The 13,519-nt window shown below is 59.0% G+C and carries 11 protein-coding genes; 1 reads left to right on the top strand and 10 read right to left on the bottom strand.

The features are described from left to right. Positions 1 to 4 precede the first annotated feature (4 nt). The 5 genes from glgA to ACCC96_RS21010 all read right to left on the bottom strand — a co-directional run bounded on the left by glgA (position 5) and on the right by ACCC96_RS21010 (position 5,185). A complete protein-coding gene (gene glgA / locus ACCC96_RS21030) occupies positions 5 to 1,591 on the bottom strand; it encodes a glycogen synthase GlgA (RefSeq protein WP_019579255.1) in 1,587 nt (528 codons plus the stop codon). Positions 1,592 to 2,161: 570 nt separating this feature from the next. Next, positions 2,162 to 3,115 (bottom strand): D-2-hydroxyacid dehydrogenase family protein, encoded by a 954-nt coding sequence (locus tag ACCC96_RS21025; RefSeq protein WP_413696795.1) that lies wholly within the window; start codon positions 3,113 to 3,115, stop codon positions 2,162 to 2,164. 36 nt (positions 3,116 to 3,151) lie between these two features. Then, positions 3,152 to 3,598, bottom strand: a complete 447-nt coding sequence (locus tag ACCC96_RS21020) for a YqaA family protein (protein WP_019649993.1) — start codon at positions 3,596 to 3,598, stop codon at positions 3,152 to 3,154. Continuing rightward, positions 3,598 to 4,044, bottom strand: coding sequence for a DUF411 domain-containing protein (locus ACCC96_RS21015; protein ID WP_123722935.1), 447 nt, complete (start codon positions 4,042 to 4,044; stop codon positions 3,598 to 3,600). The genes ACCC96_RS21020 and ACCC96_RS21015 overlap by 1 nt, the downstream gene beginning before the upstream one ends. Positions 4,045 to 4,189: 145 nt before the next feature. Continuing rightward, positions 4,190 to 5,185: an aldo/keto reductase gene (locus tag ACCC96_RS21010; RefSeq protein ID WP_019649991.1), complete on the bottom strand. Its 996-nt coding sequence runs from the start codon at positions 5,183 to 5,185 to the stop codon at positions 4,190 to 4,192. Positions 5,186 to 5,300: 115 nt separating this feature from the next. Between ACCC96_RS21010 and ACCC96_RS21005 the strand changes: the two genes are divergently transcribed. Then, positions 5,301 to 6,227, top strand: a complete 927-nt coding sequence (locus ACCC96_RS21005) for a LysR family transcriptional regulator (protein WP_413696794.1) — start codon at positions 5,301 to 5,303, stop codon at positions 6,225 to 6,227. Here the strand turns inward: ACCC96_RS21005 and ACCC96_RS21000 are convergent. Genes ACCC96_RS21000 through ACCC96_RS20980 form a run of 5 tightly spaced genes read right to left on the bottom strand, consistent with a single transcriptional unit; the run spans position 6,216 to position 13,301 of the window. After that, the gene (locus tag ACCC96_RS21000) at positions 6,216 to 7,175 is read right to left on the bottom strand and encodes a GNAT family N-acetyltransferase (RefSeq protein WP_413696793.1); all 960 of its coding nucleotides are present in this window, start codon (positions 7,173 to 7,175) and stop codon (positions 6,216 to 6,218) included. The genes ACCC96_RS21005 and ACCC96_RS21000 overlap by 12 nt on opposite strands. Then, positions 7,175 to 8,464 carry a phenylacetate--CoA ligase family protein gene (locus tag ACCC96_RS20995; protein ID WP_413696792.1) on the bottom strand — a complete coding sequence of 430 codons (1,290 nt, stop codon included), beginning with the start codon at positions 8,462 to 8,464 and terminating at the stop codon, positions 7,175 to 7,177. Before ACCC96_RS20995 ends, ACCC96_RS21000 begins: the two co-directional genes overlap by 1 nt. Before the next feature lie 39 nt (positions 8,465 to 8,503). Continuing rightward, entirely contained in the window at positions 8,504 to 10,906 is a 2,403-nt protein-coding gene (locus ACCC96_RS20990) for an aldehyde dehydrogenase family protein (RefSeq protein ID WP_413696791.1), read from the bottom strand. Position 10,907: 1 nt separating this feature from the next. Beyond that, entirely contained in the window at positions 10,908 to 12,038 is a 1,131-nt protein-coding gene (locus ACCC96_RS20985) for an acyl-protein synthase (protein ID WP_413696790.1), read from the bottom strand. Between the two features lie 21 nt (positions 12,039 to 12,059). Beyond that, positions 12,060 to 13,301, bottom strand: coding sequence for an MFS transporter (locus ACCC96_RS20980; protein ID WP_413696789.1), 1,242 nt, complete (start codon positions 13,299 to 13,301; stop codon positions 12,060 to 12,062). Between the last annotated feature and the right edge of the window lie 218 nt (positions 13,302 to 13,519).

Genomic DNA, 13,519 nt, shown 5'->3' with positions numbered 1-13,519 from the left:
CCTCTTACTGTTTGCCCGATTTACCCAGCGCTTTAGCCACCAGTTGTTCGTAGAGTTCGGCGTAGGGTTCGACCGCCTTGCACCAGTTGAAAGGCGCCGCCATGGCCCGGCAACGCATGGCGTTGAGCAGGCCGGGGAAGGCGAACACCTTGAACGCGCGGCTCAGGGCTTCGCGATAGCTCTCCACGGTGGATTCGTCGAAAAGAAAACCGGTCACGCCGTTTTCAATGGTGTCGGCCAGGCCGCCGGTATTGCGCGCCACCGGCAATGAACCGAAGCGCTGGGCGTACATCTGGCTCAGGCCGCAAGGTTCGTAACGCGAAGGCATCAGCAGGAAATCACTGCCGGCAAACATCCGGCGGGCGTCGGTTTCATTGAAGCCGATGTGCACGCCGATTTGCCCGGGGAAGCGCAACGCCAGCTCACGCATGGCTTGTTCTTCTTCCGGTTCGCCACGGCCGATAATCGCGATCTGCCCGCCGTTGGCGACAATGTATTCGGCCACTGCTTCGGTCAGGTCCAGGCCTTTCTGGTAGACAAGCCGCGAGACCACGGCGAACAGCGGGCCTTCGGAATCATCCAGGCCGAACAACCGGCGAACGTGCGCCGCGTTGACTGCTTTACCGTCCCAGTCGCCGATGCCGAACGGGCAGAACAGGTGCGGATCGGTGGCTGCGTCCCAGCTTTCATCGATGCCATTGGGAATCCCGCTGAGCAGACCTTGCTGGGTCTTGGCGGCGAGAAAACCGTCGAGACCGCAGCCGAAGGCCGGCGTGGTGATTTCCTGGGCATAGGTGGCGCTGACGGTGGTGATGTGACTCGAGTAGGCCATGCCGGCCTTGAGGAACGACATCTTGCCGTAAAACTCCATGCCTTCCTGCTGCAAGGCATGTACGGGAATACCGAGTTCCGGGCACGAACCGAGGCTGGTGACGCCCTGGTACGCCAGGTTGTGGATGGTGAACAGGGTCGGGGTGCGTTGGCCACGCCAGTGCATATAGGCAGGGGCCAGGCCGGCGGGCCAATCGTGGGCGTGCACCAGATCCGGGCACCAGTGAATTTGTGCGAGGTTGGCGGCGATATCGGCGGCCGCAAGGCCCAGGCGGGCGAAACGAATATGGTTGTCTGGCCAGTCACGGCCGTTGTTGGCGCCGTAGGGTGAACCTTCGCGCTCGTACAGTTCAGGGCAGATCAACACGTAAATGACCAGGCCGTCAGGCATGTCCATGCGTCCGATCTTGCAGGGCGGCAACGCGGCGTGCCCGCCCAGTTCACCGATGATATGAATCGGATTTTCGCTGTTCAGCACTTGCGGGTAACCGGGGATCAACACCCGGACATCGTGCAGGTGAGCCATGGCTCGCGGCAGCGCGGCGGAAACGTCGCCCAGGCCACCGGTCTTCACCAGGTCGGCAATCTCCGAGGTAACGAACAACACTTTCTTCTTGTTGGGATTCTGACGGACTACCGGTGCCAACGCCTTGGTGACCGGGACGCTGACCGATTTGGCGGTAAGGGCTCCCACGGTGTTGGCTTCGCCGACCTGCTGAAGAGCACGTTCTCCCTGAACATCTAACGCCGTACTGATCATATGCATCTCCCCGTGTTGTTGATCTGATTCCAGGCCTGGCACAAACGGTGTTGGCCAATTCCTGTGGCCGGGCGCAAACGCGCTACGCATCGGTGAGCAAGTGCTGCCCATGCGCTGAAGCTCAATGGGTGGAGTGGCTGTTGCAAGGAATGCACCAGTCGCTGTGCCCTACCTTTCAGCTGACCTGAAGCCAGCACCAAAAGTTTCTATTTATTTCACCGAATGACCAGTCGGTTTTATTCCCCGAAAACAGTCTAGGCCAGAACCTAGAGCGGGGTGGTCAACCGGACAAATTGTTCGACAATCGGTTGGAGGAGGGTACAAAACACACGGGCTTTATGGGGAAACGCACCGACGAAGGGCAGGTTTGTTTTTTGGGGTGGGTCAAATCGGGACCGGGAAGTCACGATAGTTGGGCACGATGGAATAGGGATTGCACCATTGCGGTGCGCAGGATTCAGGAGGGTGTGGTGGATTTGAGGGACTCTTCGCGGGCAGGCCGCGCTCTCACAGGGGAATGCATTTCACATGTGGGGGCGCGGCTTGCCCGCGAAGAACGATAATGCCGTCTCAGCCCAGCAACCGAATCGGCGCCTCGGCCGCCCAAGCCTGAATGTCCTCGATCATCTGCGAAAAGAACAGCTGATAGTTCTGTCGGCTGACGTACCCGATATGGGGTGTGGCCAACACATTGTCCAGGGTTCTGAACGGGTGATGGCGGGGCAACGGCTCGTGCTCGAACACATCCAGCGCAGCACCCGCCAGACGTTGTTTCTGCAGGGCCTTGATCAGCGCCGCTTCATCGACAATCGGCCCGCGCGCAGTATTGACCAGCCATGCCGTGGGCTTCATCCAGTCCAGCGCCTGAGCGTCCACCAGCCCTCGGCTGCGCTCGCTGAGCACCAGATGGACCGACAGCACATCAGCCTGTTCGAACAGTTCCTGCTTGCTGACATAGGTCACGCCGACTTCGGCGGCCCGTTCACTGGTGAGGTTTTCGCTCCACGCAATGACGCGCATGCCGAACACCTGGCCGAATTGGGCGACCCGTTGACCGATGCTGCCCAGGCCGAGGATCGCCAGTGTCTTGCCCTGCAAGTCGCCGCCCAGGCCTTGCTGCCAAAGGCCCGCGCGCAAGGCGTTGGCTTCGACCACCAGGTTGCGGGTCGCGGCCATGATCAGTGCCCAGGTCAGTTCTGGCGCGGCATGTTTGTAGCTGTCAGTGCCGCAGACCTGGATGCCCAGCGCGGCGGCGGCCTTAAGGTCCAGGGCGGCGTTGCGCATGCCGCCGGTGACCAACAGTTTGAGGGTGGGCAAGCGGCGCAGCAGGTCTTCGTCGAACCGGGTGCGCTCGCGCATCACACAGATCACCTCGAATGCGCCCAGGCGCTCGGCCAGGGTTTCGTTATCGGCCGGGTAGTCATGGATAAAACTCACCTGGCCGATGCTGTCCAGCACTGACCAGTCCACCACGTCGCGCGCCACGTCCTGCCAGTCATCGATCACCGCAATCTGCACCGCCATCAGCCTTACCTCATCAACGAACGGGATTGGTTTTGTTCAGCCAGCCGGGAAACCCATCCAGCCTAGTGTGGCCATTGCCAGCACGCCATAGCGGGCACCCTTGGCGAGGGTCACGATCATCAGGAAACGCCCCAGCGGTTCGCGCATGACGCCGGCCACCAGCGTCAGCGGGTCGCCGATGATCGGTACCCAACTCAGCAGCAAGGACCAATGACCGTAGCGCAGATAATGTATTTGGGCTTGTTGAAGATGACGAGGGCTGACCGGAAACCAGCGCCGCTCGCGAAACCGCTCGATGCCGCGTCCCAGCCACCAGTTCAGCAGCGACCCCAGCACGTTGCCCAGCGTTGCCACTGCCAACAGCGACCAGAGCCAATACCGGTCGCTGAGCAACAACCCCACCAGCACCGCTTCGGACTGCAAGGGCAGCAGGCTCGCGGCGCCGAATGCCGCGAGAAACAGCCCGATGTAAGCGCCGAGCATCAATGGGCGGGGTAGTCCGCCACCACCACGTCAGTGCCGTCCTTTTTCAGACCGATTACCTGGTAGGCGTCGCTCATGCCGTCCATTTCCATCCCGGGCGAGCCCATCGGCATGCCGGGTGCGGCAACCCCCAACAGATCGTCACGCTTGCTCAAGGCCAGCACTTGGTCGGCCGGCACATGGCCTTCGACGAACTTGCCGTTGATCAAGGCGGTGTGACACGACGCCAGGCGAGGCGGCACGCCGTGTTGTTGCTTGAACTGGCTCATATCGGCTTCGACGTGGTCTTCGACCTTGAAGCCGTTGGCTTCCAGATGGCTGACCCATTTTTTGCAGCAGCCGCAATTGGCGTCGCGGTGCACTTCGATCGGGATCAGGTCGGCGGCCTGGGCCAGGGAGGAGATGAAGAGGGCGCTCAGGGCGGCCAGACGCAGGTGGGTTCGCATGGGAGTCTCGTCTCGGGTTGCGGCCAAAAAAGATGCATTTTGACCAATTTACCTGACAAGGAGACAGGGGATTGTTTCTAAGTAATACAGAACAGCTGCGCAGCGTTCGGCCGCTCACACAGCCGAACGCACGCTTCGCCAGCAGCTACCGGTCGAGCAACTTCATGACTTCCTCCGGATAACGCAGGCCTGCCGTGGCATTGGCCGGGAATATCGCTTCAAGGGCCTGCAACTCTTCGCGGCTCAGTTTCACCTCCAGCGCGGCCACATTTTCCTCCAGGTATTTACGCTGTTTGGTGCCCGGAATCGGGATCAGGTAATCCCCTTGAGCCAAGACCCAGGCTAAGGCCAATTGGCCGGCTGTCACGCCTTTGTCGGCGGCCAGCGTTTGTACCTGCTGCACCAGCAACAGGTTTTTGGCAAAGTTTTCCCCTTGGAAACGCGGGCTGAAGCGACGGTAGTCGTCTGCAGCGAAGTCATCCGGGCTTTTCAGTGCCCCGGTCAAAAAGCCCCGGCCCAACGGACTATAAGGTACAAAGGCCACGCCCAGGCGCTGGCATGCGACCAGGCAACCGTTCTCTTCCTGATCGCGGCTCCACAGCGAATATTCACTTTGCAGGGCGCTGATCGGATGAACCTTGTTCGCTCGCTCCAGTGTGTCGACCGAGGCCTCACTCAATCCCAGGTAACGCACCTTGCCGGCCTTCACCAGTTCGGCCATGGCGCCGACGGTTTCCTCGATGGCCACCTGCGGATCGATGCGGTGCTGGTAATACAAATCCAGGGTTTCCACGCCCAGGCGCTTGAGGGTGCCGTCGATTGCCGCGCGAATGTATTCCGGGCGACCGTTGACGCCACGCGCGCCGGGGTTGGACGGGTCGCGGACAATGCCGAACTTGCTGGCCAGAAACACCTGGTCGCGCTTGCCGACAATCGCCTTGCCGATCAGCTCTTCGTTGGTGTGTGGGCCGTACATGTCTGCCGTGTCGAGCAGGTTGATCCCCAACTCCAGCGCACGATGCAGCGTTGCCGTGGCTTCGCGGGTGTCCACGCCGGTGGTGTAGAAATCGGTCATGCCCATGCAGCCCAGACCGATGGCTGACACCTGTGGTCCGTTCTTGCCCAGTTGACGTGTTTGCATGAAATGAACTCCCTGTGGATGTAGGCGCTTAGTGTCGATCTCGACAGGACGAAGATAAACCGGCTAAAAGTGCTATCACTGTTCGTAATTTCTAAATAATCATCGAGTCCTGACCATGGATCGTTTAAACGCCATGCGTGTATTCACGCGAATCGTCGAACTGGGCGGCTTCGCCAAGGCGGCGGACAGCCTGCAATTGCCGCGTGCCTCCGTGACCATTCTGATCAAGCAACTTGAGGCCCACCTGGGCGTGCAACTGCTGCAACGCACCACTCGGCAAATCAGCCTGACGCTCGATGGCGCAGCCTATTACCCGCGTTGCGTGCGGTTGCTGGCGGATCTGGAGGAAACCGAAGCCGTGTTTTCCGCTGCTCGCCACAACCCCAAAGGTCTGCTGCGGGTGGATATGCCGGCGGGAGTGGGGCGTTTGATCGTGATCCCGGCATTGCCGCAATTCACTGCACGCTATCCCTTGATCGAGCTGGAAATCGGTTTGAATGACCGGCCCGTGGATCTGATCCGCGAAGGCGTCGATTGCGTGTTGCGGGGCGGCTCGGCTCTCGACGACTCACTGGTGGCGCGGCCGCTGGCCACACTGGATCAGGTCACGTGTGCCAGTCCCGAGTACTTGCAGCGTTGCGGGACTCCGCAGTGTCTGGAGGACCTGAAAGGGCATCAGATGGTGGAATACTTTTCCAATAGCACAGGCAAACGCTACGGACTGGAGTTTGTCGTCGATGACCAGCTGCGATCGATCGACCTGCCCAGGCACGTTTCGGTCAACAGCTCCGATGGCTATCTGGCGGCGTGTGAGGCGGGATATGGCTTGGTCCAGGCTCCGTATTATCACGTTGCCCACCAGCTGAAAGAGGGGCGTTTGATCGAGGTGCTGAGGAACGTGCCGCCACCGGGTATGCCGCTGACGGCGCTCTATCCCCCTCACCGCCAGTTGTCCCGGCGGGTGCGAGTGTTCGTCGACTGGATGGTGGAGCTCTGTGCGCAGTCGGATAATGGATTTTATAGAAAAGACTCAAGCGGCTGAGCGGGCACCGATGGCGTCGGCACAGCGGTGGCCTATCGTGGCGTTGGCGTTCTGCTGTAAATCGTCATGCAACTGTTGCATGTGTGCGCAGTTCAGGTTGAGGGGGCGAGACTGGATACCTCGATGAAACAGGGCGAACCAGCCATTACTACCCGGTGTGGGCATCAGGCCGGTGAAGGCGAAGCCCAGCGCCGAAAAGCTTCGCAAGTCTCGCGTGAAGTGCCGGGACAGTTCGAGTCTGGCGCAGATCGTCCACTGCCTGGGCAGCTGCCAGAGTTGTTGGAGCAAGTGTCTGTTCAAGCGCTGAATGACGATATCGAACCGATGCTGGTGTTGCTTTATTTGCAAAGGCATCTCGGACCGTGACGCCATATCCCGCCGGGTTCCGAACACCGAGCACAGGTGCTTCATGAACGCCCGGTAGCGTTCAGGCCAGGGGATGTCGGGGAGCGGGCGCTCGTGTCCTTCGACCATGCGACACCCCATTACGATGGTTTCAGGGAGTGGTTCTGCGAATGGCGAAGGGACATAGTCGGGAAGCAATCCAGTGCTGTGAAAACCGATCTTTTCTGCCATGCGTTGAGTGTAGGGATGGTGGGTCACTTGCTTGATCGAGACGCTCGTGAGCCCCAGAGAACCTGACTGCCTCAATAACTCGCGGCCCAGGCGGGTTGCGATACTTTGTCCCTGTGCGGTGGGATGCACCACGCTGAGCGCCAGTTCCGCGGTATTCGAAAGCGTGTCGCGACACAATGCGGCATGCCCCAGAACGCGTGCGTCGCCCACGGCAAGCATCGATTGCCAGCGCCCCGCGGCGTGGTGTTGACTGATCATACTCGGCAGGTAGACATCCGGCTGAACGTAATGATCGCCGTAGACCTCTCGAAACAGTTGGCTCACGGCACCTGCGTCGGAGGGGCGGTAGGCGCGAAATATCAACCGGGTCATCACACAGACCCCAGCGAGGGAGTGTCATACACTCGCAAATCCACCACCCTGAGTTGTTTGCCCGAGCGAGGGTGAAGCTTCAGCTCTGTGGTTGTGCAGGTCAGCACCCGCAATTCCAGCAGACCCTCGCGGCTTAGCTCGTCGATGGCGGGGTAGTGGGCAAGCAGCGCCTCACGCAGTGCACGGCGATCCGGTTCGACGGTTTGCAAGTGAGGTTCAGGCACCCACCTCACGCTCAACAGATCTTTGTGACCGGTCTGCTCGATCAGCAATTGCCATTGCTCTGTGCGTGCTGCACGTTGAACGATCTCGTGTATTTCTTCGGTAAACAGCGACAGCACACCTACTCGTATACGTTGACTATGGGCACTGCGGCCCTTGAGGGCGAATTTACGCATCGGGGTTGCGGTCGGTTCACGCCAACAAGCACGGTCTCCTACCGGGTAACGCAGCAGCGGCATGAGCTGGCGTGTAAGGTTGGTCAGTACCAACAACCCGATGCGATCGCATTCTTCAATCACTTCACCAGTGTGTTCATCGATGATTTCCAGCAAGGTTTGTGGTTCGAATACCCGATGCTCGCCCAATGCACAGTCGCGATCGCTGGCACCAATGAGTCCGGCGTCTACGCTGGCATAGCCAATAGAGGCAATGCGTGCGTTGGGGAACACTTCTGCGAGAATTGCCAACTGCGGAGCAAACAGGCTTTCACCGCCATACAGCAGCGTCTCGACCCCGCACAAGACACGCTGATGTTGCGCCAGGTAGGCCGCGAATCGCAGTAACTGTGCAGGCACTCCGGCCAGAACATTGATCCGATGTCGTGCGATGGCATCCGCCAGTACGTCGAGCTCGACGCTTCCGGTAAACGGAAATTCACAGATAGGTCGCCCGACATGAGCCAGGGAGTCGTGGATAAACAGAAAGCTGGCGTAGAGATCCCCTGAAAAAAACAGGTTGGCCACCCGGTCGCCGTTGTTCAGTTGAGCTGAGAGGCTGGCGCCGAACGTGCTGACCAAAGTTTGCCATTCCTCGGAGGAGTAAACCGCAAGTTTGCCCTGGCTGGTCGAGCCGCCGGTTTTAAATACCAGTGCGTCATCGACATCTCCGGTCAGGACTGACCAATGACTCAAGTCGTTGCTACCGGACCAATAGTCGGCCACATTGGTTAATGGGAGATCTTTTAAAGTAAGCCCGTTCGCGGGCAAGTGTTCCAGATGTTTACGGTAGAAGTTGGAGTGTTGTCTTATATAAGGTACAAGTTGTTCAAGCGAGTAAGTTGGCTTCACGGCGTTCTCTTTTATAGTGAGCGTCTTGCGTCGACTTTTTTATTTTCGTTGATCGATAATTAACGGTGTTTTGCCGCTGTGTTTGTTTCGGGTGAATGCTTGTTCAGCGCATGTCGTCACCTCCACAATTAAAAGTTCAGCGCGCACCGCATTCGCCAAGGCTTCGTGGGTCAGCAGTTTTTCGTGTACCCACGCGGCGTCTGCATCCGCGCGAACGTGCATTCGTTCGATCCCGTCGGCGTTGTGGTCCAGGACCACTTGAATGGGGGATCCCACACTGAGTTCCAGCGCCGCAGGCGAAATGAATTCCGTGCCAATCCGCACCAGCTTGCCGTGTCGACTCAGCAGTTCGAATCGCGGCGACTCCAGTCCGCAAGGGCAAATCCCGGGTATCCAGCGGCCGGTGTCGCCGATGTCATATCGGTGCACGCGCTGACCTTGTCGGGCGCGAGACGTAAACAACAGACGGCCGATCTCATCAGCCTGCACTGGAACATCCTGTTCGAGATGAACGATTTCCAGGTGCTGGGTTTCGCTCATCAAATGGAATACGCCGTCCGCCGTTGCCCGGCAGGCATGCCCCAGGGGGCCGGCATCGACGGAGCCATACAGGGCGGAGCGAATCGTCGACACCCCACAACTTTCCATCAGGCGCCGACTGGCTTCTCCCGGATGTTCGCCGCCAAGGAATACTTTTCCGATACCGGCATAAGCGCGAAGTCGGGCCTGCTCTTTGAGAAACAGGCGATGCAGCGTACTGGGCATGCCGATCAGCACGGTGACACGCTGCTCCACGATCAGTCGGGCGATTTCGCTGAAGTCATCGTCCTGGGGAGCCCCCATGGGCAAATGCACAACACCCATCTGTTCAAGAATGTTGGAAAAACTGAAAAAACCACCATAAAGGTTGCCGCCGTAGAACAGGTTCATCACCCGGTCCAGAGACGGATCGAGGCCGACGCAGAACATGCCATCGGCTGCGGCGCGCATTTGTCGTTGAAAGTCTGGATAGCTGAATCCAGCCAACGCCGGCGTCCCGCTGCTTCCGCCGGAACGGAAGTACAGCTGTGCTGCGGACCCGATTGGCTGGGCCATAAAAGTGCATTTGTCCATGATCGGGTCATTAGATGTGTCAGGGGCGGGCGGAACCGGGTCGAGCGTCGCACGGCCCGTCGACACATGCGGGGGCAAACTCACCGAGAGGCGGCGACTCAGACGCGACAGCGCGTAGAGGCCATCGTGGGGCTCACCGGTGTAGCCGTCATGGATCGACTCGCAAGGCGCAATGCGGCTGACGCCGGCATTGACTAATGTTCGAACGATCTCAGGCGTTTTTGCCGGGTGGCACATCAACGCGCAGCTTTGCAGGAAGTTGCGCCAGGGCTGCAGTGTCTCGGCGAGCAGATGCTGCGGAACCGGTTTGAGCAGAATCGTACGAAACAGTGGTGACGGCGCGAGGGTCTGATGGTGCTCCCAGATGACACGCCATCCGAGGCCAGTCCACACTTGGCCGGTCTGATTGGCAAAGCACTGGTCGAGCCGCGCCATGGCGGTGCGGGTGGTGATTTCCGATGCTTCCTGATCTGTCGGCGTTAACGCTGGCCAGTGTGGGGCGCGACGGATGAAGGCTTCGGCCAGTCGATCTCCGAGGTTCTGCAAGACGGCCGGATCGTTGCTGTCCACCAGCACCCATTGAGGGCTGGAGCACGCCTGCTGATCCAGTCGACAGACTTCATCCACCAACGCATCGAGCGCCGAAGAGGTCGCCGCGTCAGGTGAGAGATAGGCGAAGCTGATTTTGTGTCCCCAATCGATCCAGCGACAGCCGGACGGGATCTGCTGACGGATCGATTTAAGCGCCGTTTCCCCGCCCCAGGCGGACACTCCATCGGCCTTGGCGCAGAGTTGAGCGATGCACGAGGTCTTCACCGGCAGAACCGCTACGAATTCGGCCAGTCTGCCGCTGGTGTCGCACCGCACAAGGGCGGCGAGCAACTGTGCGGTCAAACCCTGATCGCTGGAGCTGGGGCGAAGCCAATTGATGTTGCCGGCCAGCAGGCTTTCGAGGATCGCGCAGAACGCCAGCATCGGCGCATTGCCCGGGGTGATATGCACCACCAGCCCCAACGGGTGCCAGCTTTCGAAGCAGGGCTGCCGGTAGTCGATGCGTCGTAGCGAACGCGGTAGCTGGCCCAGTTCCCGCTCAAGCTTGGTGCTCAAGTTGCTGTGTTGGCAGAAATCGATCAGCCCTTGATATTGATCGTCGTCGAGGGACAGATCCAGGCTACGAGTTTGCAACTGCGTCGCAAAGCGAGCGGCGGACTCGATCACGATATCGCTGTCGATCGGCGTAGCCAGCAGCCGGGGCAGCGGTTGCTGAAGGAGGTCGAGGGCGCTTTGGGCAGAGATGTCGTCGCGCAACTGGCCATTGATCAGGTACATATCAAGCCCCCCCGATCAGTTCTGAAGCGGCCATGGCACAGCTGCGACTGGCGGTGGTGCCGGCACGTCCATGCAGCTCGAACCAATCGGTCTTCAGGCCGCATCCGCAACTTGTGCCGGGGTGCAATGTCGCCAGATCGCCCATGACCACAGCATGAGCAGGGCTGGACGAAATGTACGGGGAGACGAATCCCAGCAAGCCGCGCTGGCCGTAGGGCTGGACGGTGAAATCGGATGGGTTGCGCACGAAAACCTTCGAGTAAATCGGTACATGAAAATGATGGTGGGCACACTGGATATAGGGCACGGCATGCTCTACGGCGCCGTAACCGTCCCGACAGCGGGACAGGTCGATAGCCAATTGCCGGTTGATTCGGGCATATAACTGATGCAGGGGAATCTCCTGCGCGGCCTGGGTTTTCCAGCCACCTCCCAGAAACACCAGTGACTGGGCAGGCAACTGCAAGTCGGCCACGCCGGTGTCTTCCATGTGTTGCAGTGCATGGGAAAGGAATGCCGGAAAACCGATAATGCGAACGGGCAATCCTTCCTCGGCAAACTCCCGCAAGGCACGAATCACACCGAAAAGGTCGAATTCGTGGCCTTTTCCGGTCAGGCGCAAGCCGTAAACGACTCGGTTGACGGGGGCATAGCTGCAAAGAAACTGATCGGTGTAGGCCGTACCCAACGTGGTGGCCGCTTCGGGTTCATAGCTCAGGAGCAGGTAATTGCAGGGGATGTCCGGGGTATCCCAGCCGTAATGCCTGAAGATATGGCTCACCATGCCTTGTGCCGCAGTCATGCTGCGCTGGTCGTAGCGCATGCGACTCTTCTGGCCACTGGTGCCGGAGGATGTCAGCTCCAGCGCATCTTCGCCTGTGGGGCCGAGCAGCAAATGACGTTTGAAGTAATTGGCGAAAATCGGCGGCAGCCTGGACCAGTCATCCAGTGTCTCCAGGGTGTTGACATCGAGCCCATTGGCATTCAGCCAGCGTTCGTATCCGGGCGTGTGATGACAATGAAACAGGCTGATTTCACCCATCGCCTGATCGAACAGACCTTCTGGCATGGATTCCAGGCAATAGGGTTGTGCTAACGCGCAAAGCGCATCGGTGTGGGGTAGATGGATCATCAAAAGACCTGTGGGGTGGTGTCAGACGGCAAGCGTGATATGAGAGCTGCGCAGAAACAGTCGCAAGGGCGCCAGGCACAAGAGTCCCGTGAGACCGGCCATCAGGGCGAAAGCTTCAAGGCTGTCACCGGCACCCAGTGCGGCGATAATCGAGCCGCCGCTACCCATGACGGCGATGGAGATCATGCCGATCATGGCCGAGACCAGGCCTTTGCTGTCGTCGCTGGAGAACAGGGCGAGCCGGTACAGCGCCGCATTGCTCATGCCAAGACCGATGGCGTAAAGCGATAGGCAACTGACCAACAGCACCGTTGAAGCACCGGTGAACGTTATGGTGATCAATGCAATGAGCCCGCCGCAAAATGGCCAGAGCGCATATCGAATCAGTTGGGGCAGTTCAGTGTTGGCAATCAATCGGTTGAGTATCAGATTGCCGAGAATGACGGCTGCAAATACCGGGATTTGCCACAGGCCATACTGCGGAGGAGAAAGTCCCTGGCTCTGGATCAGCAAGATTGGCGCCAAGCCGATCCAGGCAATCAACGGCAGGCTCATTAGTCCCAGGGCGACGCTAGCGCTCAGGAATTGTGTGTTGGTGAGCAACGCGGCATATCGGCGCACAGTGCCGTTCCATTCAAAGGGCACTGCGGCCAATTGTTGACCGTCCTGGCGCACAGTGCCCACGGTTTCCGGCATGAACAGGTAAAGCCCCAGCCAGACCAACGCACCGCCGATACCCAAGAGCAAGAACAGCTCTCGCCAGGAGATCCATTCCAGAACCAGGCTGCCGAGCAGGGGGCCAAGCAGTGGGGAGAGCAGGGCAACGTTCCCCAGCAACGCCATGATTTTTACCGCATCGGCTTCGCAGAATACTTCTTGCAAGGCTGGGTAACTGACTGCGATGACAAATCCCAGCCCCATACCCTGAATCAGACGCAAGCCGTTGAAGGCAACAATGCTCTGCGCGTAGAACGCAGCGGCACAGGCCAGGGCGAACCCGGCACAACCGAGCAGCAACAGCCGGCGGCGACCGTAGTGATCAGACAGCGGACCTATAAGCCATTGCAGAAGAATGCCGCCAATCAAATAAAGATTGAAGGCATATGGAACGTGGCTCGGGCCGGCACCCAGTTGATCGGTTACGGTCAACATGGCCGGCATGATCATGTCGCTGCCCATATAAGTCAGTAGTTCGAAAAGAGTGATTGCAAGGCAAAAGCCAAACAAATGATGGGGGCTGATATTGATTAACGGCTTGAGCATGGCATCCCTGTTTTACTCGAAGTTGGACGGCGGATTTATTTGTGATGTTCCGAGAGTAGACATTGATCCCGAACAGCTCAAACTCACGATTGAGACTTAAAGCTTCAATGGTTTTCGCTATATTTCGAGGTGTGGGAGCACGCAAAAAAAGGTGGATTTGGCTGACAGACTGATTGGAACAGTCATGTACGAAAAATGCCCGCTAGAGAGCGGGCATT

The sequence above is a fragment of the Pseudomonas sp. Pseusp11 genome, assembly GCF_047304405.1.
In the GTDB taxonomy this organism is placed as follows: Bacteria; Pseudomonadota; Gammaproteobacteria; order Pseudomonadales; family Pseudomonadaceae; genus Aquipseudomonas.
This window is presented reverse-complemented; position numbering and strand designations above follow the sequence as displayed.